Raw genomic sequence first — 18,484 nt, forward strand, 5'->3', positions numbered from 1 at the left:
AGATATTTTGCCTCCTACTCCATCAAAACAGCAGAATTCAGCCAAAGTCTCAAACTGGCACAACTCCTGCAAGAACCTTGGCGCTGCGGGTCTGGGGAGACCTGTCGCAATGCTGGGGAGCATAAAATGGAAAACGCACAGCTGATCGGCTTGTCACGTCAAAGTGCCCTTCGTCGGAACTTGGATGTGGTGGCCAACAATCTGGCTAACATCAATACGACTGGCTACAAGGCTCAAAGGCTCATCTTTGAGGAGTACCTGATGCCAACCGCGCAGGCGACTGAGTTTCAGCGCCCGGACCGCCCTCTTTCCTTTACGCAGGATGTAGGCACGGCAACAGTTCTGACTCAGGGCTCAATTCAACTGACCGGCAATCCGCTGGACGTTGCAATTGAAGGTGACGGCTATCTTGCTGTAACTGGCGCCGAGGGCGAACAGTTCTATACACGCGCCGGTAGCCTCGCGATTGACCCTGAAGGCACACTCGTGACGGACGGCGGCCTGCCAGTTCTGGCTGATGGCGCTCCAATCCAAATCAATCTTGAAGATGGTGAAATCACCATCACCAAAGAAGGTGTTATCTCCACGGGCCAAGGCGAAATTGGCCGCCTGGATGTTTACACCTTCGACAACCGCCAAGAACTCAAGCACGTTGGCGTGAACCTGTTTTCCGGCTTGAACCCGATCCCAGCAAACAACCCGACCGTCATTCAGGGGGCTCTTGAAGGCTCCAACGTAGAAGGCGTTCGCGAAATCTCCCGCATGATCGAAATCACCCGTCAATATCAAAGCGTGTCCAAGATGATGTCGCAGCGCAACGAACTCCGTCAGCGCTCCATCCGCGAACTTGGATCGGTTGAAGCTTAAGGAGCAGGACCATGAAAGCCCTACACATCGCCGCAACCGGCATGAAAGCTCAGGAACTAAACGTCGAAGTCATTTCAAACAACGTGGCTAACATGCGCACCACTGGCTACAAACGCCAGCGCGCAGACTTTCAGGATCTGCTCTACGAAAACCAACGCCGCATGGGCACCGAAACTTCTGATGCCGGCACCATCGTTCCAAACGGTGTACAGATCGGCTCTGGTGTGCGCACTGCAGCAACAACCCGCATCATGTCTCCAGGTTCAGTCACCCAGACCGGCAACGAGTACGATGTAACCATCCGCGGTGAAGGCTTCTTCCAGATCCAGCGTCCGGACGGAACAATCGGCTACACCCGAGACGGCTCCTTCGCCCGCTCTCAGACCGGACAGCTGGTGACAAAAGACGGTTATCCAGTTCAGCCGGGCATCACCATTCCAGACAATGCCCGCGATGTAACCATCAACGTTCAGGGCCTCGTGCAGGCTATGGACGACAATGATCAGGTTCTGAACCTCGGCCAGCTAGAAACCGCCCGCTTCACTAACCAGGCAGGCCTTGAGGCAATCGGCGATAACCTGTTCCTCGAAACACCAGCAAGCGGCCCACCACAGCTGAATAACCCAGGTACCGCAGGCTTCGGCAACATTTTGCAGCGTCACCTGGAATCATCAAACGTTGATGCTGTGACCGAGCTTTCCAGCCTGATCTCCGCTCAGCGCGCCTATGAGATGAACTCCAAGATCATCAAGGCAGCCGATGAGATGTACTCCACGACAACGAACCTTCGCTAAGGGGTTGATCTGATGAGAAAGCTGGCAACTACATTCTTTGCAGGTCTGATCGCACTGGCAGCTGGCAGTGCAATCGCCGCCCCAACCCTGCGCCCAACAGTGAACGTCACAGGCCCAGTCGTGACCATTGGTGATTTTTACACCGAAGCTGGAGACTTGGCCCAAACACCAATCTTCCGCAGCCCAGATCTGGGAACCACAGGTAACGTTTCAGCGCTGATCATCGCACAGCAGGCACAAGCGGCCGGCTTTATTCAGGCAGACACCAACGGCCTCACCACCGTAAGCGTACACCGCCTGTCCATTCCGGTCGATCAAGTGCTGATCACAGACATTCTGCGCAATGCATTTGCTGAGCGCGCCAGCGTGCAGCCGGATGAAATAGAGATCTCCTTCAGCTCACCACTTCCGGTGAACCTGCAAGCAGACGCAAACGCTATTTCACCGCTGACCATCGGCCACATCAACTGGACACCACGCACAGCACGCTTCAAAGCGATTCTGAACGTCGTGCAGGAAGGCCAGAGCAAGCCGATTTCCGTTATTGGCAACGCTTCTCAAATGGTTTCCATCACGACACTCGCTCGCAATCTGGATCGCGGCGCGATCATCACTGCGAAGGATGTTCGCCAGGAACGCAAACCAGCATCTCGATATGCAGGACGTGAGTTTCTTGCTGCCGCAGATCTCATCGGCATGGAAGTGCGCCGCAACATGCGCTCCGGCTCTACAATCACGCCACGTGACGTCAGCACACCTGTTCTGGTAAAACGTGGCGCGAAGGTGACTGTGCTCTACAAGATCCCGGGCATGAACATCTCCACGCAGGGTAAAGCCAAATCCGAAGGCGGCAAAAACGACCTGATCGAGATCCTGAACCCAACCTCAAAGAAAACAATCCTTGCAGAGGTGATTGGCAAAAACATTGCCGTCGTAACCACCTCCAACACGCAAGTCGCAGCTGTACTGGGGAACCGTTGATGTCCAGAACTTCTTCAGCACACAAACTCAAACAATACGCTGCAATTGCGATTGGCCTCTTGGCTCTTGCCGGCTGCGAAACAGCTGACAAGCTTTCCAAGGTCGGTCAGGAACCTGCGTTGACTGCAATTCAGGATCCACGCACCCAGCCGGGCTATCGCCCTGTTCAGATGCCGATGCCAGTGAAGGAAACGGAACGCTACAACGCCAACTCACTCTGGCGCACAGGCAATCGTGCATTCTTTCAGGATCAGCGCGCAAAGCGCATTGGCGACATCGTAACAGTCAACGTCACAATCTCTGACGAAGCAGCTTTCGAGAACTCCTCCAGAAGCTCCCGCAGTGATGCAAAGAACTCCGGTGCTGGCGGCGCACTGGGCGCGGCCATCAACACACTGGCCCTTCCTGCCAGCGCATCTGCTGATGCCCTCGCCTCCATCAACAGCTCTGACACGTTTCAGGGCAGCGGCTCAATCGACCGCACGGAGAGCTTGAAGACGACAGTCGCCGCTGTGGTGACACAGGTTCTGCCAAACTCAAACCTCGTCATCGAAGGCCGTCAGGAAGTCCGCGTGAACCATGAAGTACGCGAGTTGATCGTCGCAGGCGTCATCCGCCCGCAAGACATTGCATCAGACAACACAGTTGAGAGCACAAAGATCGCTGAAGCACGCATCGGTTACGGTGGCCGCGGGCAGATTTCTGTCGCGCAGCAACCACGCTATGGCAGCCAGGTGCTCGACATCGTTCTTCCATTCTAAAGTTCAAAGAACCCAACGCCGCTCAATAAGCTCCCCGGCTTGAGCGGTACATAAAGCGAGCTCGGCAAAATGCTCCCCAGCATGCCGGGCTCGTTTTCTTTTGAAGGCACCATCCTACACACCCAAAACGAAACAAGGGAAGCACAGCAGAGCCATGCTTCCCTCGTAAAGTCATACTTCAAGTAATAGTGCCTACAATATTAGGACCACAGCTTGAAAGGCGATATCCTGTCTCCCAGAGGATCAGTCATCCCGATAGATTTTCTCGCGACGCTCGTGGGCTTCCTGGGCCTCGATAGAGAGCGTAGCGATAGGTCGCGCATCCAGTCGGCGTACAGAGATTGGCTCGCCAGTCTCTTCACAATAGCCGTAGGATCCGTCTTCGATGCGAGCAAGAGCAGCGTCAATTTTGGAAATCAACTTTCTCTGCCGGTCGCGCGCACGTAACTCAATCGACCGATCGGTTTCAGAAGAAGCACGGTCAGCCAGATCTGGATGATTTGTGCTCTCTTCTTGAAGCGCAGCAAGGGTCTCCTTGCTCTCTTTCAGAATATCTTCCTTCCACGCAAGCAGCTTTCTACGAAAGTACTCGCGCTGTTGGTCGTTCATGAATGGTTCATCCGGAGATGGACGATAATCAATTGCGACATCAACTGCCATCTGAAACTCCGCCTATTTATATTGGCGGCTGGAATATAACGAGAGGAACCTGAAACAACAATCTACTAAAAAGATGAAATTGTCTAAGAACACAATTATTCAGTGTATTCAGCAACTTATGCGGTTGGAAACCTTCATAACTACCGTAACTAGATAGGCTATTCTACGTAGTGACCAAGCTTTGCGAGCTCGATTCTTGCACGCAATTCAATATCTTCGACAACCTTGTCGAGGCCAGGATTGCCGCTCTTCACCTGCATGGACAAGTTACCAACAAGCCGTTCCAGACGTTCTGGTTGCACCTTACCCTGCAGCAAATCAATCCGCAGCGCATCCAACTGATCAAGCAACTTGTTTCCATGCTGAACAGCACGACGCTTGTCATCAACCTGCACATCCATCTGCTGAAGCGCGAGAAGGGAATCAACACCCTGAAGTGAAGGGGTTGGGACACCAGCCTGAGACTGCGCAACAGTCGTGGTTTCTTCTTCGATAGCAAACGCACCCGCCTGCTCGCCTTCAGAACCCTTACGACGTTTTGTGCCCACTTTACTCGTGGAGTTCAAACCAGAAACTGGAGTGCTGCGTACAAGCAAAACCTTACCCTCAGAGCTTTATTATTGGACAACAAGCTAAACCCGAACGCATTTGCCGAGCTGATCACGCAAAAACTTTACCAAGCAGGCAACAATTGCCGCATTAAAATTTGCAGTGCTTTAACTTTTATCCACCCCCTACTAAAAATACCCAGTAAATTCAGCAGGTTAAAAATTAGCAAACAACGCCCCGCAACTGGCACAATATTCGCATAATTGCGGCAAGTGTGAATTGTATAGCCGGGTACCAATGCGCTCTTTCGCAAGTTTACGTAGAATCGCCGCAACGGCATTGCTGATCCTTTTTGGCGCGACCTTACAGGCAAATGCCGCCTCCAGGATCAAGGACATTGCCGATTTTGAAGGCATCCGAGACAACCAGTTGATTGGGTACGGCCTTGTCGTCGGCCTTCAGGGCACAGGTGACTCGTTGAACGCCTCACCGTTCACCCGGCAATCTTTGCAGGCCATGTTGGAGCGCTTGGGCGTCAACACCAACGAAGCTGACCTGAACACCAAAAACACCGCCGCCGTTATGGTAACAGCCAACCTTCCCGCGTTCTCGACACAAGGTACCCGCATTGATGTCACAGTGAGTGCATTGGGGGACGCTAAGAACCTGCAGGGCGGCACACTACTGGTAACCCCTCTGATGGGCGCTGACGGCGAAGCCTACGCCATCGCACAGGGTCCGCTGGCGATTGCTGGCTTTGCAGCACAGGGCGAAGCCGCCTCGGTCGTTCGCGGAGTTCCAACATCAGGCCGCATTCCAAACGGCGCACTTGTTGAGCGTGAAGTTGAGTTCAAACTCTCTTCTCTCAGCTCCATTCGCCTCGCTTTGCGCAACCCGGACCTGACCACATCCCGCCGCATCGCTATCGCAATCAATGAGCTGATTGGCCTGCCAACAGCAGAACCACTGGATCCGGCAACGGTTCACCTGACATTGCCGAAGCAATTTGATGGTAACATTGTCGATCTCATCACCGACATTGAACAGCTCATCGTAGAGCCGGACCTGCCAGCAAAAATCGTCATCGACGAAAGCTCCGGCATCATCGTCATGGGACAGCAGGTAAAAGTCTCCACTGTCGCTGTCGCACAAGGCAATCTGACCGTAACAATCGCAGAATCTCCTGAGATCGTTCAGCCCCTGCCATTCGCCCAAGGGGATACAGCTGCTGTACCGCGCTCAGACGTTCAGGTGACCGAAGACAACCGCCAGCTCGCACTGGTCAATGAAACAATCACACTTCAGCAGCTTGTAGATGGACTGAACGCTCTGGGCATCGGTCCAAGAGATCTGATCTCCATCCTACAGGCAATCAAAGCCGCTGGCGCCCTTCAGGCAGAAATTGAGGTTCTCTAAATGCTGCAACAAGCACAACTCCCCTCACCTGCTCTGGCAAGCTCAGCAGAGCTGATCAGCGGCGCCAAAGCAAATGGCAACGCACCTGCAGGCAAAGATCCTCTTTGGGAAAAGGCCAAGGAGTTTGAGTCTGTGTTTCTAAATGAGATGCTGCAAAACATGTTCACCGGCCTGGATGAAGGCGGAACATTCGGCACCGAAGAAGGCTCAGATGCGTGGAAATCCATGCTGATCAATGAGTATGCCAACACAATGTCTCAATCTGGTGGCATTGGTATTGCAGCTTCAGTTCATTCGCAATTACTTCAACTTCAAGAGACCGCAGTATGACCAATCACTACGAGGCTGAAACTGTTCAGAGTACAGTATCGTTTGAAGAAGAACCGATCCAAACCCGGCTGCAGGCTGAGGTCTTCTGCGAAAACTTTGAAACCGCAATGGACAATCTGGTCACCATCATCGAAGCAGAAACAGAACTGCTGCGCGACGGACAGATCTCAGAGCTTCCAACAGTTGCCCCCAAGAAGCACGCCGCGATCGAGTCTTATCTCTCCGGCATCCGCGTCGCGAGCGCCAATGCAATTGCATTGGGCAATCTGGCTCCTCAGTCCATTCAACGTATGCGAGAACGCCACGGCAATCTGAGACCAATTCTGCAAACCAACCTGCAAGTTGTCTCAACGGCACGCTCGGTCACTGACAACGTTATTGAAACCGTTGCCAAGGCTGTCGGATCACAAATGAAAACAAGAGGTTATGGCGCCAACGGCATGATGAGCGCACCTCAAAGATCAGCCCAGGGCATAGCCGTTAACCAAACCCTCTGATCCACGCCATATTAAGCGTGCATATTAACGAAATACCCTGAAGACCGCTCAAACGCTCCCTGAAAAATAAGAGGATTTGGCGGTTTTCAGTACTATTTCTATAAATATTTAGTAAATTTCGAGTGTTAAGATTAATCTTATTTAAGAACATTCCCCATAAAGTTGTTCGAGAATGAAAACGTGGGGGACATTATGGAAATAGTCGCACAAAGACCAACACTCTTACATCAAGCACTAACAACACAGGCTGCACCTGTGAAGTCGGATACCGAACAGGTCAAAACTGAACTCGCCGGCGCCCAAGCCGTCACCGCTTCCTCAGAATCCTCCGAAAACTCAACCGCCTCCGAGAAATCATACCTCTCAGACTCGCGCCTGGGCATCATCCCGAGCAAACCAAAGGGTGAAGAGAGCCGAGTCGAACGCGGGTACAATTACGATGAGGAATCCGAAGAGCTGATCTATGCGATGACACAGCAGCCAGAAGGCGAAGTCATTTATGAACTTCCCTCTAAAACTGCTCGCCGCATTCAGGCCTTCCTGGATGAAGTACTACAAGCACAGGAAAAGCGTAATCTGGGTGGTGAAGCAAAAGCTATCGAGCCAACAGCCTACGAAGTGAAGCAAGCAGCCGCACAGCAAGAGCACGCCGCTTAAGCTGAACGCGTTCTACGCCTCAAAATGACTTAATCTAAGAGCCCTGCCGCCCCCGCTGCACGGCTCTTTTTTTGTGTGCGGTGGCACAAGCCCCCTCACCCAAAAAACGCAAAGCAACGCACACACCAACGCAAAAGAAAAACGCGCCCAAAATGAGCGCGTTCTCCCAAAATCTAAATCTGAAACGAAGCTTATCGGATAAGCTGCAGAACAGACTGACCAGCCTGAGTTGCCAGAGACAAAGTAGAAGTAGCAATCTGGTTCTGAGTGTTCAGAGCCGCCAGATTTGCACCTTCCAGGTTGGAATCAGCAAGCGTCAACTTACCAGCACCAACTTCCAGCGTGTTGATCAGATCAGCTGTAAAGTCCTGACGGTTGGTCACAACAGACAGGTTTGTACCGAAGGTAGAAGCCTGTGCACGCAAAGAAAGCTGAGCTTCACGGACCTGATCGAGCGAGTTCTCAATGAAGGAATCATCACCCCAACCATTACCAGCGATGCGAGCCTGAGCCTGAGTGTCTTTTTCTACTGAAACACCACCGGATGCACCGAACTCTGCACCGGTTGTCGGATTATCGGTACCAGCAATAAAGCCAAGCTGAATATCATCAATGTTTGAATCGACTACCAGAGTATTGTTTTCAATTCTCACATTGATGTTATCGTCACTACCAAGAACATCAGCGAAATTCTGAAGAGTAGTTGTTGACCCGATCTCAAAAGTTTTCTCAGCGGAATCACCAACTTTATAAGTGATGGAATCGCCTACAGAGAAATTCTTCAAGCTGGACAGATTTGTGGTCCCATCTAGCGTTTGCAGCGTAGCGGTCGTACCCGATACCGCACCACCTGGCGCACCACTGGAGTCATTATCAGTTTCAGTGAATGTTAGCGTTTCATCAGAAACAAAGTCAATTGTACCATCAGCATTGAGGGTAGTGGAAATCCCTGCAACATCATCTAAAGCAGCAGCCAGATCGCCAATGGTTTCGATTTGACCTGGACCACTACCAATCACGAAATCGACAGCGCCAGCACTATTAAAGTCATAACTGATGTTATCACCATCAGTAAAACCATTGAGGGTGTTCAAGGCAGTTGAACTGTCGTTACCAACTCCACCGAGATCGATAGTACCTTCATACTTACCGCCGTTCACACCAAAAGCAAGTGCAACTTCGTTGTTTGCGAAATCGACAGCTTCTTGTGATTCTACAGTTTCCTCGATTTTATTGAGTTTAAATGGTGTTTCTGAGGAGTCGAGGTCAGTATAGTCTACTGCACCAATATTCAAATTGGATGAGCCATCTTCGTTAAACTTCACCAGAAGATCGTTACCATCGCCACCGAGCAGGTTTTTACCTTTGTAGCCAGAGTCTTTCGCGATATCTTCGATTTGAGTACGAAGCTCGTTAAACTCGGCTGCATATTGAGCGCGCTCTTCAATGTCCTGCGTCTGCAACGCTTGGTTCGCTTTACCTTTCGCAGCGTCCAAAAGCTTATCAATTGCCTCGATACCTTTGTCTGCAGCTTCTAGCGTAGAAACAGACTGCCCAATATCGTCCTGAAGGTTGCTCAGATCAGATGCGCGGGAGTTCAGAGAAGACGCGGTGAAGAAAGAATTCGGGTTATCAAGAGCAGAGTTAACTTTCTTACCAGTGGAAAGACGCTCTTGAGTATCGCTGATCAAAGAAGCCGTGCTCTGAAGTGTGTTCAGGTTCGTGCGCACTGCTGCGGTGAGTGTAATATCAGCCATTTTATAATTCCCTTCTAGGATAATGAATGACCCTTTCTGGGTCACAAACGCAGCAAATAATTACTGAGTTTTAATTGGGTACAATTACCCGTCCTGCGAGTAAAGGGGGAACGTGTTAACAAGCACTTAATAAATCAGGGATTGTAGTGGTGATCATAGCGCACATCTTAAAAATGAAAATTTTACTCAATTAATTCAGCTAGATAACTCAGAGACTATTGTAGACATCACGCCAATATTGTCTGTGCATATTTCTTGGGTCAGCACTTTGATAAACCTCGCAAACAACTCAATCTGTCATGCATCAAGTCCGGTTCAGGAAATTCAATTCAGAAACGCTCTAAACTTGATCAAAATTCGAAATAAATCGCTGAATAACTCGTAAGAATTAACTAGATTAACCTTTTGGTTGCCATCATAGTTAAGAGTGCTTTGAAGGAGGCTGCATGGCACTAAAGGTAGAACTAAAACCCGGAGAAAAATTGATTGTTGGTGAAACACTTATCACCAACGACAAGCAGCGTGCACGTTTTTTTATACAAGGCGACGCACCGATCCTCCGCGAGAAAGATATTCTGCTACCTGAGGACGCCAGCACGATGGCGCAACAGGTCTACCTTGCAGTCCAGGTTATGTATTTGAAACAAGACATAACGGTTACTCAGAAAGAGTACTTCGACGTTATTGGAAAGATCTTGCAGGCCGCACCAAGCACACGCGACCTTATCAGTGATATCAGCCAAGCAATATTGCAGGAAGAGCTCTATCGCGCCCTGAAGCTCGCGAAGAAACTGATTGAATATGAAAGGACTTTGATAAGTCATGTATCAACAAGCAACTCAGGCATATCAGCAGTCCGCGAACACCTCGGCCTCAGCGGATCCGAGAGCTCTGGAAGCTGAAGCTCTGATGAAAGCTGCCGCACGCCTTTCTGTGCTGCAACGTGAGTGGGATACAGTTTCGCGCGAAGAGCGCAATGAAACACTCATATTCAATCGCACGCTTTGGACAATCTTTGTTACTGAGGCAACAGCAAGCCACAGCGAGTTACCGCTTGAGCTCCAAAACAACATTGCAAATCTAGCTCTGTTTATGTTCAACAGAACTATGGAAATGATGGGTGGTGCAGAGCCTGAAGCACTAGAGACCATGATCAGCATCAACAAGTCTCTGGCGGCTGGCCTCAGAGGGCAAAAAGCAAACATCTAAAGTAAAAAAGCCTCCGTTTTCAGGAGGCTTTTTGCTATCTCAAAAAGTTAGTAATACTCAGATTAAGAAGCATTGACGTCGCCTGATAAGAGGCTTCCAGATCAGTGCTCAAAACAGCTATCTCTGTACCAACTTCAGTCTTGTCGACGTTCTCTATACCTGTCAGCGTATTCTGATAGGTCAGCAACTCTTGCTTCTGCCGCTCAGCAGTTCGCTTTACAGTCGTATTAACAACTGACATCTCAGAAGCGACACTTTGAATTCCAGAGTTGCGATTTCCGGCCACGGAGAGTGCATCATCACTTTTCTGCGCAAGTGACGCATAATAAGACTTAGCCACAGCCTCACTCGCCTCATCGTCAGGCGTTTCAGCAGTAAAGTCCGCAGCGACGAACACAGCTAGATTCTGCAGCTGTTCGGAGAAGGCATTCTCGTTTGCACGAGCACCGTACTCTACCCGTACATTGTCATCAATCTGAACGACCTTATCAGCACGCGGATCATCATCATTCTCGGTGCCAGTATACCAATCCACCAGAAGATCCGTTCCAGTCTCATAGCCAGAACCATCTGCTTTCGGCACTTTTGGAGTTGGATCAGGACGTCCATGGTTACCAAAAAACTCTTCACCAGCCTGAACATCAGCAACCGCTCGAAGCTCTGTCTTAGCTATTCCGCTAATAGCCTTATCAAAAGCAACTTGAGCATTCTGGGCACTTTCAAGAGTAGGGTTGGCACCTGTACCGATCAGAAAAGTCCCCTCACCCGCATCCGGATCATCTGTTGCAGTGAGTTTAACTACTGATGTGCTACCATCAGGAAGTTCAAGCTCAACTTCAATCGTATCACCAACAGCAGGCGTATCATTAAAAGCGAACGTCCCTTGCTTACCCTGAAGGTTGAGTGGATCAGAAACATCTTCTGGCACAACAGCGGTAGTCACATCAGCAGAGGATGCAGTGACGGAGTTGATCTGAAAACCAAATCCCTCAACATTGTCTTGTTGAAGGGTAAGTGTCGGCACACCAGCAGGACTGGTCACACTGGTCTCAACTCGTCCATTTTCAGAAGCGCCGATATGCGCGTTTTCATAGCGCTTCATCAACTCTTTGAGGCCAAGCTTGCCACCTTGCCCATCCATAATTGCGTCAAGCGACGCTACAGGAGGCTCAGTCGCATCCTTGCCACCAAACAGATAGTAACCATTCACTTCTGAGTTTAGCTGCGAGATCGTCTCATGCAGCATGATTTCAGTCGCCTGCTGGCTTGTGGTTTGGCCATCAGTCGTCAGCGTATAGTTATTGTCATCGATAGCGCTCACACTCTCAGCACGCATCTTCTCCATGTGCTCAAGAGATTTGCCCATCAAATCCAGCTGAATACTCGCAATAGCATTTGAACCCTCGTAGATCCCAATATTCGAGATCTCACGACGTAACTCCAAAGCCATACGGGAATCGGAGCTAATCCCTCCGTAAGTCTGAGACTTCAATCCTGAGCTCAGCTGAATGGACTTATTCTCCAGCTGCGTTTTCTGCTGCATTAGGAGATCGACCATATAACTATGTGATTTGGAATAACCAATTGTATTCATTTGAATATCCAATTCCTAAAGCAACATTATCTGATACTGAATAGAGTATCGTAAAGCTCATCGATAGCTGACAAAACGCGCGCATTGGCGGCATAGGCATTCTGTAATTCAGTCAGCTTAACCAGCTCTTCATCTACATCAACCTTATAGCTGTTCTCATAAGCATTTTTAGCAATGCTCGTGACAGCCTTGGAGTTGCTTTCAGCCGAAGTTGCAGCACTCGCAATCTGACTCTGCTTTACGACCGTTTCAATGCCAAAGTCAGAAATCGTACCCACATAAGGCGCATTTTTCGCACCCACGCCTGAGCTTGGAGAAAACGTATACTCGGTCTTAGTCAGCCGATCTTTCAGAAGATTTGCGCGCTCAGAGCTTTGCTTGTCTGTTTCGCCAGCCAACAGGCCAGGATCATCCAGAACCGCCTCATTTACTGTAATCCGTTGCGCAAAACCGGTCTTCTGCCCACCCTCTTCAAGGGCCCCTGTATATGGAACACCACCATCATTTGAGTCTACAAAAAGAGGAATCTCAGCCCCATCCGCGGCTGTAACTGTTCGTGTATTTTTCGCAGTAAGCCCAGTAACTTCAATAGTCCCAGGGCTCGTTGGAGCCAAAACCTTCAGCTCCCCACCGGCATCTACCGAAACGTCAAACCCACCCCCAAGAGCACTGGATATTTGGCTTTGGAGAGATGCAGACGTCGCAGGAATAACAAGTCCATGAACGATGTCGTTTGAATCAGCCGTCACATCTGGAGAAAGCGGCAATAAGCTCGGATCAGTAACAGCTACAAACGTGACTTTCCGGCTCTCACCATTAACATTGAACTCAAGCTCAATAGTGTCGCCAGAAGAATTGAGATTAGACGTATCAACACTTAAACCAGTCGCAGCAGGAGGTGCGCCACCATCATCCGCTGCTACGCCCTCAGATGTCTGTTGAGACAATGAAAGTGCCATTTGACTAGCCAGCTCATCCAACCGGGCTTGCGTTTCTGGAAGAGTATTGTCCCGCAGCTCGACAAGAGCTCCCATACTACCGCTTTTCAGGTCATGGCTGGAGAGCTCCATCACAGCACCGGAGCGAGACTTCACCTCAATCGGGTTTCCTTCAACGCCAACCCCAAGAGTAGGCTTGGGCGTAAACTGAAGCTCTGAGGCTCGATCGTTGTATAGAGTAATACCAGATTGCGTTGAAATACGGAGCAATCCGTCATTGCCCTGATCAATCTCAACATCCATCTTCTCTGTGAGAGCTTCCAGCTGGCGATCCATCTGGTCCTGCAAATGAGCTGTCTCACGCCCAGCAGAGCGCTCAACAATAATGCTATCTTCCAGGCTCTCAATTTCTTTGAGGATTGCATTAACCTGATCAACGTCATCTGCAATTGCAGCATCCGTATCACGACGCATTTCCTGCACTTGCTCGGCAGAACTGTTAATACTCCTAGACAGCTCTTCCGCAGCATTTACAGCAACTTCCTGCGCACTTTGAGAACTTGGGTCTGTTGCCAGTGACGTTAGCGCATTTGTGAAGTTGTTCATCAAGCTCGGGATAGAGTTAGGATCTCCGACTTTCCCGAACATCTGATCAAGCTGTTTGATGTACTCGTTATATTGGGTCGAGTAAGCTGAATCGCTCAAGCTTTCCCAGTAAGCAGATTGAAGTTCAGTATTGACTTGTCGCTTAACTTGATTGGTCAGCACGGACGATGAGGACGTCGAGGTGTTATGAACCTCAGTCCCAACAATAGTCTTGAGCGTGTAACCCTCAACATTTGCATTCGCAACGTTCTTAGACGTAACCGCGAGCTGAGCTTTTGTGAGCGACAAACCCGACATCGCTGCATTAAGAGCCGCACCGAGTGTCATATTCCAAACTCCTTAAAGCAATGAGAGGTAGGCAGTTGCCTACCTCAACACCAAACTATCGAACAATATTAAGGACCGAATCCAGCATCTGGTTTGCAGTCGAAAGAACCTTAGAGTTTGCTGAGTACGCCTGCTGAGTAATGATCAGCTTTGAAAACTCTTTCGCAATGTCAGCGTTCGAACTTTCAAGCGCCTTCGCTCGAATAGTTCCACCATTACGGAAGTCTGGCTCACCAGAAGTCGACGTTTCAGAGAAAGCCGCACCATCCACGCGCTGCAATTCTTGTTCAGCAGCAAAGGTCGCTACAGGAATTTTAAAGAGCTTCTGTGACTTGTCGTTGGAGTACTTACCAATCACATTGCCTTCAGCATCGATGGAAACATCCTGCAATGTGCCGGAAGGGAAACCATCCTGAGACAAATCGATGCTGGTCGCATTACCAATTGTGTCTTCATACTGTGTCAGGTTTTCTTGGCCGAACTTGAATGTAATGTCGCCCATGCCAACACCATTTACTTCAAGATCAGGAATGTCGACCAAACCAGAAGCCGGAGAAGTCAGACGGCCTGCAGCATCAAAAGTCATGTCACTGACTTTTTTCCAAGCCACTTCATCACCAGTTGCTTTGGTGTTCGTGTTGTAAAACAGTGACCACTTGTTTTCAGCGTTCAGAGCCCAACGCAGCTCTACGTTAACTGGAGTACCGTTTTCGTCATACACAGTCTCCTGACCGCCAGCGATTGATGATTTGATGAAGTCATCAGCTTTGTCGCCGGTTACAACTGAGCGATCAACCGAAGTAGCTGGCGCGATTGGCTGTGCTGACAAGGTCATATTGATTGGGGTCGTACCACCGGTTTCAACAACAGTCATGTCCTCAAAGGAGGAAATGCTAATTTCACCAGAAGCCAGAATTTCAGCTGTAACACCGTGCATACCATTCAACTTGTCCAGCAAGTCTTGAACAGTTGTGTCAGCCCCAACAGTGAAAACTTCAGGTGCGTGTCCACCTACTGTCAACGTAAGAGTGTCACCCGCATCAAATTGCGTAGAGTCAGTGAGCTTACTCGTTTCCGTCAATGCTGTTGGGCCGGCATCCACCAAAGCTGGAGTAGTCTGCGTATCCGGTGTCGAGAACACACTCAGATCCACATACTGGGAGTTTGGCGCACCATCAGTTGTATCATAGTTGCCTGTGGTAGGCGTAGACGGCAAGTTTGCTTGATAATCAATCTGAGTTGATGGCTTGGCAGGCATCGGCGCATCGGAAACCTGAATGGGTTCCGGGCGATCGCTAACAGCGCCTGTTGCAGGATTGATCGGGTAACCCTGCAAGAAATACCCAGCAGAGTTGACTAGATTACGCTCGGTATCCAGCTCAAAATCACCTGCACGTGTGTAGAAATTTTCTGGTGTCTGCTGTGTAAGACCATCACGGTTCGTCACAAGAAAGTACCCAGGACCATTGATCGCCATGTAAGTATTGCGATCAGCAGATGTGATATCACCAGACAAGTAGTTCGTCGCACGGGACGTCGCGAGCACTGTGCCTGATACCTGCTCACTTTGACGACTGCCAGTGCTGGCAACGAGATCAGAGAAACTTGTGTCGAGGCGTTTGTAGCCGGTGGTCGAGGAGTTCGCCACGTTACCGGAAATATTCTCCAACGCCTTGGACTGTGCGTCCAGACCGGTCGTTGCAGAGTTGATTGCACCATAAATACTCATCGAGCCCACCTAAAATTCAAATTCGCTCAAACTTGCGCAGATTTTTGAACACTCAATGCAACTTGCATGCCAATTTAAAAAACTTAATTTATTCAGCCATTTCAGCAATTTACAATTTTAACTTATTGTTAAACATAAAAATTCCCATCTAAACCCGGCAATTAACTCGCCACACCCGGCACATAATTCCCATAGACACAAAAGAAGCCCACTCAGAACCGAAACCACTAGATAAGCCCAATGGCGCAACCCTGCAGGGATTGCCCATTGCCTATCGAGAGATTAGTGTTTTCGCCAAATCACGATGTTCAAGCAGGATTTAGCAATGAAATTTGAAGGGACTTCCCAATACGTTGCCACAGAAGATCTTCGGATCGCAGTCAACGCAGCAATTACCCTTAAACGCCCCCTGCTTGTAAAAGGCGAACCGGGAACCGGCAAAACTGTCCTAGCTCAGGAAATCGCGCAAAGCCTTGGCGTTCCATTTCTTGAATGGAACGTGAAATCAACGACAAAAGCACAGCAAGGCCTGTATGAGTACGATGCGGTTTCCCGCCTGCGCGACAGCCAGCTCGGCGATGAGCGCGTAAAGGACATCCGCAACTACATTCGCAAAGGCAAACTCTGGACTGCCTTTGAGATGGACGAACGCCCGGTTCTGCTGATCGATGAGATTGATAAGGCTGATATCGAGTTCCCGAACGATCTACTTCAGGAACTGGATCGCATGGAGTTCTTCGTTTATGAGACCGGTGAAACCATAAAGGCTAAGCAGCGCCCAATCGTGATCATCACCTCCAACAATGAGAAAGACTTGCCGGACGCCTTCCTGCGCCGCTGCTTCTTTCACTTCATCAAGTTCCCTGATGCAGAGACCATGAGCGAGATCGTCAACGTTCACTTTGGTCAGATCAAAGATCGCCTGCTCAAAGAAGCACTGAACGCCTTCTATAACCTCAGAGACCTGCCGGGCCTGAAGAAGAAGCCTTCGACCTCCGAACTGCTGGACTGGATCAAACTGCTCCTTAACGAAGACATTGATCCAGAGACACTGCGCGAAACCGAAAGCCGGAAGATTATTCCACCTCTGCATGGTGCCCTTCTAAAAAACGAGCAGGACGTTCACTTATTTGAGCGCCTTGCTTTCATGAACCGCCGTTGACATCGATTGCTTGGCTTGAAAATGAAAAAACAAAAGAACGCAAGATTTTTGAGCCTCGCAGCACGCATGCGCACACCTCTGGCGACACTGATAGGCTGCGCGGTCCTACTAAGCAGCTCATTCACAACAACAGCTCAAGCGAACAGCACTATCTCTGAAAGCCTCCTCTACCAGCCACACACACTGCACAATGGTTGGCGGAAAGACGTTGATGCGCTGACCCACTTCACCGGCATGTTTTGCCCTGACTATATCAGTCGGCTCTCCAGATCTGCTTTGGTGCCGGATTTGAAAGAACTGGGAACCGGTTGCGTGTATGAGACAGAGAACGGCGAGATCAAAGTTATCTTTCGTCGTCACAAGAAAGAAACGGCCTCCACACTCATCAATAACTTCAAAAGCGGCTATCGCCAAAGTCACTTCAAACCGCTGAACCTGAAGACACCGCAGAACGAGGTCGCTTTCAGAACCGAGACAACAATGAATATGGGACGTGTTGAGAGCTTTGTCGCCTACACAGCCCCAAGTGCAGATTATACCGTCTGGACATCCATCTCCGACGATCTGCCTGTGAGCGAGCTTGAGAAAATCAGAGCCCTGTTTAAGCAGCTGGCAGTCCGCATTGAGAAAGAGCAGCAGCGCAACTAATCTCCCTCAAATCGTGTGGGGAGTTTATACAATGCAGATCACACATCGCTCACCCTTCACGCCAACGCACTGAAGCGCCGAAGCAAAGCTTCAGGCAAGCATCTACATTCTCATTTAAAAGATGAAAATGCTGCATTTAATAATGCATGCATCACCAATAAATATTTCAGTAATTATGAGATAAAAACCCCATACTATTAGGGGAATACTATCGACTTCCAAATCACAAAAAAAGCATGTAGGTTTCAAACAGAGACAAAGCAAGTAATAAACAAATAAGTCCATCCAATATTGCTGCACCGCAATATCGCACAGCAGCATAAATACAACTTAGAATGTTTCTACCTCTTAGGAACATAAAGTAATAACGTATAACTGGAGGGTAACATATGCTTCGCCTAATGCTGTTGCGACACGCAAAATCCGACTGGAGTGACGCAGGCGTCCACGATCATGACCGCGCTCTAAACTCCAGTGGCTGGAAAGCCGCAGCACGGGTCGGAGCTCACATCCACCAGCATCAACTGCATCCTAAGCTCATTCTATGTTCAACCGCCTTGCGCACCCGGCAAACACTCATGGAAGTGATGCCTTACCTGCGCTGCGATACCCGTATCCAGTTACTGCGAGATCTCTACAACTCCAGCGAAGGCGACTACACCGATGCCATCCGGGCTTACGGCGGTGGGTTCGACACCATTCTCCTTGTCGGGCATAACACAGCCATTCAGGACACGGCTCTTGAACTGGTCGGCAAAGGCAACCCAGAGTATATCCATCAGATGGAGGCCAAATACCCAACCGGCGCATTGGCTGTCATAGACTTCGAAGCACATCGCTGGTCAGAGGTAGAACGCAAACAAGGCCGGATTGTATCCTTCTTCCAGCCGCGACACTTGCAGGCTGTCTCAGGCTCCTAGCTAGGAAAATTTTGCTTTACTCTACAATTATTGGGGCATTTGCGATTGCATTCCTCCAAAGAACGCACCACATCGTTCCTTG

At 49.7% G+C, this 18,484-nt stretch carries 19 protein-coding genes; 13 read left to right on the forward strand and 6 right to left on the reverse strand.

Annotated features, from left to right (window positions below):
- Positions 1-126: 126 nt before the first annotated feature.
- The 4 genes from flgF to flgH are packed head-to-tail and all read left to right on the forward strand — an operon-like array spanning position 127 to position 3,403.
- Positions 127-867, forward strand: coding sequence for a flagellar basal-body rod protein FlgF (flgF, locus tag AC3CB2_RS13510; RefSeq protein ID WP_054782754.1), 741 nt, complete (start codon positions 127-129; stop codon positions 865-867).
- An 11-nt stretch (positions 868-878) separates the two neighbouring features.
- Positions 879-1,661, forward strand: coding sequence for a flagellar basal-body rod protein FlgG (flgG, locus tag AC3CB2_RS13515; protein WP_008547920.1), 783 nt, complete (start codon positions 879-881; stop codon positions 1,659-1,661).
- A gap of 12 nt (positions 1,662-1,673) precedes the next feature.
- Positions 1,674-2,642 carry a flagellar basal body P-ring formation chaperone FlgA gene (gene flgA, locus AC3CB2_RS13520; RefSeq protein ID WP_352933276.1) on the forward strand — a complete coding sequence of 323 codons (969 nt, stop codon included), beginning with the start codon at positions 1,674-1,676 and terminating at the stop codon, positions 2,640-2,642.
- Positions 2,642-3,403 (forward strand): flagellar basal body L-ring protein FlgH, encoded by a 762-nt coding sequence (gene flgH, locus AC3CB2_RS13525; RefSeq protein ID WP_352933279.1) that lies wholly within the window; start codon positions 2,642-2,644, stop codon positions 3,401-3,403. Before flgA ends, flgH begins: the two co-directional genes overlap by 1 nt.
- A 243-nt stretch (positions 3,404-3,646) precedes the next feature.
- Here flgH and dksA read toward each other — a convergent pair whose 3' ends face one another.
- Positions 3,647-4,063, reverse strand: a complete 417-nt coding sequence (gene dksA / locus AC3CB2_RS13530) for an RNA polymerase-binding protein DksA (protein ID WP_008548072.1) — start codon at positions 4,061-4,063, stop codon at positions 3,647-3,649.
- Positions 4,064-4,221: 158 nt separating this feature from the next.
- The gene (locus tag AC3CB2_RS13535) at positions 4,222-4,659 is read right to left on the reverse strand and encodes a flagellar assembly protein FliX (RefSeq protein WP_008548082.1); all 438 of its coding nucleotides are present in this window, start codon (positions 4,657-4,659) and stop codon (positions 4,222-4,224) included.
- Positions 4,660-4,909: 250 nt separating this feature from the next.
- Here AC3CB2_RS13535 and AC3CB2_RS13540 point away from each other — a divergent pair, with 250 nt between their 5' ends.
- The 4 genes from AC3CB2_RS13540 to AC3CB2_RS13555 all read left to right on the forward strand — a co-directional run bounded on the left by AC3CB2_RS13540 (position 4,910) and on the right by AC3CB2_RS13555 (position 7,512).
- Positions 4,910-6,028, forward strand: coding sequence for a flagellar basal body P-ring protein FlgI (locus AC3CB2_RS13540; protein ID WP_352933284.1), 1,119 nt, complete (start codon positions 4,910-4,912; stop codon positions 6,026-6,028).
- Positions 6,029-6,358 (forward strand): rod-binding protein, encoded by a 330-nt coding sequence (locus AC3CB2_RS13545; RefSeq protein ID WP_352933286.1) that lies wholly within the window; start codon positions 6,029-6,031, stop codon positions 6,356-6,358. It abuts the gene before it with no gap.
- Positions 6,355-6,855, forward strand: coding sequence for a hypothetical protein (locus AC3CB2_RS13550; RefSeq protein WP_014286466.1), 501 nt, complete (start codon positions 6,355-6,357; stop codon positions 6,853-6,855). Before AC3CB2_RS13545 ends, AC3CB2_RS13550 begins: the two co-directional genes overlap by 4 nt.
- A 192-nt stretch (positions 6,856-7,047) precedes the next feature.
- Complete coding sequence (locus AC3CB2_RS13555; protein ID WP_352933289.1) at positions 7,048-7,512, forward strand: hypothetical protein; 465 nt, start codon at positions 7,048-7,050, stop codon at positions 7,510-7,512.
- Positions 7,513-7,703: 191 nt separating this feature from the next.
- Here the strand turns inward: AC3CB2_RS13555 and AC3CB2_RS13560 are convergent, their stop codons facing one another.
- Positions 7,704-9,269, reverse strand: coding sequence for a flagellin N-terminal helical domain-containing protein (locus tag AC3CB2_RS13560; RefSeq protein ID WP_352933291.1), 1,566 nt, complete (start codon positions 9,267-9,269; stop codon positions 7,704-7,706).
- Between the two features lie 446 nt (positions 9,270-9,715).
- Between AC3CB2_RS13560 and AC3CB2_RS13565 the strand changes: the two genes are divergently transcribed.
- Positions 9,716-10,171: a flagellar biosynthesis repressor FlbT gene (locus AC3CB2_RS13565; protein WP_352933294.1), complete on the forward strand. Its 456-nt coding sequence runs from the start codon at positions 9,716-9,718 to the stop codon at positions 10,169-10,171.
- A complete protein-coding gene (locus tag AC3CB2_RS13570) occupies positions 10,092-10,478 on the forward strand; it encodes a flagellar biosynthesis regulator FlaF (protein WP_075701820.1) in 387 nt (128 codons plus the stop codon). Before AC3CB2_RS13565 ends, AC3CB2_RS13570 begins: the two co-directional genes overlap by 80 nt.
- A 34-nt stretch (positions 10,479-10,512) precedes the next feature.
- Here the strand turns inward: AC3CB2_RS13570 and AC3CB2_RS13575 are convergent, their stop codons facing one another.
- From AC3CB2_RS13575 to AC3CB2_RS13585, 3 genes are read right to left on the reverse strand one after another with little or no spacing between them, the layout of a single operon-like run.
- Complete coding sequence (locus AC3CB2_RS13575; RefSeq protein WP_488389892.1) at positions 10,513-12,072, reverse strand: hypothetical protein; 1,560 nt, start codon at positions 12,070-12,072, stop codon at positions 10,513-10,515.
- A gap of 26 nt (positions 12,073-12,098) precedes the next feature.
- A complete protein-coding gene (gene flgK, locus AC3CB2_RS13580) occupies positions 12,099-13,943 on the reverse strand; it encodes a flagellar hook-associated protein FlgK (RefSeq protein ID WP_352933299.1) in 1,845 nt (614 codons plus the stop codon).
- 55 nt (positions 13,944-13,998) lie between these two features.
- Positions 13,999-15,672: a flagellar hook protein FlgE gene (locus AC3CB2_RS13585; RefSeq protein WP_352933301.1), complete on the reverse strand. Its 1,674-nt coding sequence runs from the start codon at positions 15,670-15,672 to the stop codon at positions 13,999-14,001.
- A gap of 325 nt (positions 15,673-15,997) precedes the next feature.
- On the opposite strand from AC3CB2_RS13585, the gene AC3CB2_RS13590 reads away from it, so the two are divergent.
- From AC3CB2_RS13590 to AC3CB2_RS13600, 3 genes are all read left to right on the forward strand, one after another.
- A complete protein-coding gene (locus AC3CB2_RS13590) occupies positions 15,998-16,834 on the forward strand; it encodes an AAA family ATPase (RefSeq protein ID WP_352933304.1) in 837 nt (278 codons plus the stop codon).
- A gap of 21 nt (positions 16,835-16,855) precedes the next feature.
- Complete coding sequence (locus tag AC3CB2_RS13595) at positions 16,856-17,482, forward strand: hypothetical protein (protein WP_352933307.1); 627 nt, start codon at positions 16,856-16,858, stop codon at positions 17,480-17,482.
- A gap of 389 nt (positions 17,483-17,871) precedes the next feature.
- The gene (locus AC3CB2_RS13600) at positions 17,872-18,402 is read left to right on the forward strand and encodes a SixA phosphatase family protein (RefSeq protein ID WP_352933308.1); all 531 of its coding nucleotides are present in this window, start codon (positions 17,872-17,874) and stop codon (positions 18,400-18,402) included.
- Positions 18,403-18,484 lie beyond the last annotated feature (82 nt).

The sequence above is a fragment of the Pseudovibrio sp. SCP20 genome (assembly GCF_057774105.1).

What these genes read in the sequence shown, in the direction of transcription:
- flgF (WP_054782754.1), top strand. Translation starts at nt 127, where the DNA reads ATGGAAAACGCACAGCTGATCGGCTTGTCACGTCAAAGTGCCCTTCGT.
- flgG (WP_008547920.1), top strand. Translation starts at nt 879, where the DNA reads ATGAAAGCCCTACACATCGCCGCAACCGGCATGAAAGCTCAGGAACTA.
- flgA (WP_352933276.1), top strand. Translation starts at nt 1,674, where the DNA reads ATGAGAAAGCTGGCAACTACATTCTTTGCAGGTCTGATCGCACTGGCA.
- flgH (WP_352933279.1), top strand. Translation starts at nt 2,642, where the DNA reads ATGTCCAGAACTTCTTCAGCACACAAACTCAAACAATACGCTGCAATT.
- dksA (WP_008548072.1), bottom strand. Translation starts at nt 4,063, where the DNA reads ATGGCAGTTGATGTCGCAATTGATTATCGTCCATCTCCGGATGAACCA.
- AC3CB2_RS13540 (WP_352933284.1), top strand. Translation starts at nt 4,910, where the DNA reads ATGCGCTCTTTCGCAAGTTTACGTAGAATCGCCGCAACGGCATTGCTG.
- AC3CB2_RS13545 (WP_352933286.1), top strand. Translation starts at nt 6,029, where the DNA reads ATGCTGCAACAAGCACAACTCCCCTCACCTGCTCTGGCAAGCTCAGCA.
- AC3CB2_RS13550 (WP_014286466.1), top strand. Translation starts at nt 6,355, where the DNA reads ATGACCAATCACTACGAGGCTGAAACTGTTCAGAGTACAGTATCGTTT.
- AC3CB2_RS13555 (WP_352933289.1), top strand. Translation starts at nt 7,048, where the DNA reads ATGGAAATAGTCGCACAAAGACCAACACTCTTACATCAAGCACTAACA.
- AC3CB2_RS13560 (WP_352933291.1), bottom strand. Translation starts at nt 9,269, where the DNA reads ATGGCTGATATTACACTCACCGCAGCAGTGCGCACGAACCTGAACACA.
- AC3CB2_RS13565 (WP_352933294.1), top strand. Translation starts at nt 9,716, where the DNA reads ATGGCACTAAAGGTAGAACTAAAACCCGGAGAAAAATTGATTGTTGGT.
- AC3CB2_RS13570 (WP_075701820.1), top strand. Translation starts at nt 10,092, where the DNA reads ATGTATCAACAAGCAACTCAGGCATATCAGCAGTCCGCGAACACCTCG.
- AC3CB2_RS13575 (WP_488389892.1), bottom strand. Translation starts at nt 12,072, where the DNA reads ATGAATACAATTGGTTATTCCAAATCACATAGTTATATGGTCGATCTC.
- flgK (WP_352933299.1), bottom strand. Translation starts at nt 13,943, where the DNA reads ATGACACTCGGTGCGGCTCTTAATGCAGCGATGTCGGGTTTGTCGCTC.
- AC3CB2_RS13585 (WP_352933301.1), bottom strand. Translation starts at nt 15,672, where the DNA reads ATGAGTATTTATGGTGCAATCAACTCTGCAACGACCGGTCTGGACGCA.
- AC3CB2_RS13590 (WP_352933304.1), top strand. Translation starts at nt 15,998, where the DNA reads ATGAAATTTGAAGGGACTTCCCAATACGTTGCCACAGAAGATCTTCGG.
- AC3CB2_RS13595 (WP_352933307.1), top strand. Translation starts at nt 16,856, where the DNA reads ATGAAAAAACAAAAGAACGCAAGATTTTTGAGCCTCGCAGCACGCATG.
- AC3CB2_RS13600 (WP_352933308.1), top strand. Translation starts at nt 17,872, where the DNA reads ATGCTTCGCCTAATGCTGTTGCGACACGCAAAATCCGACTGGAGTGAC.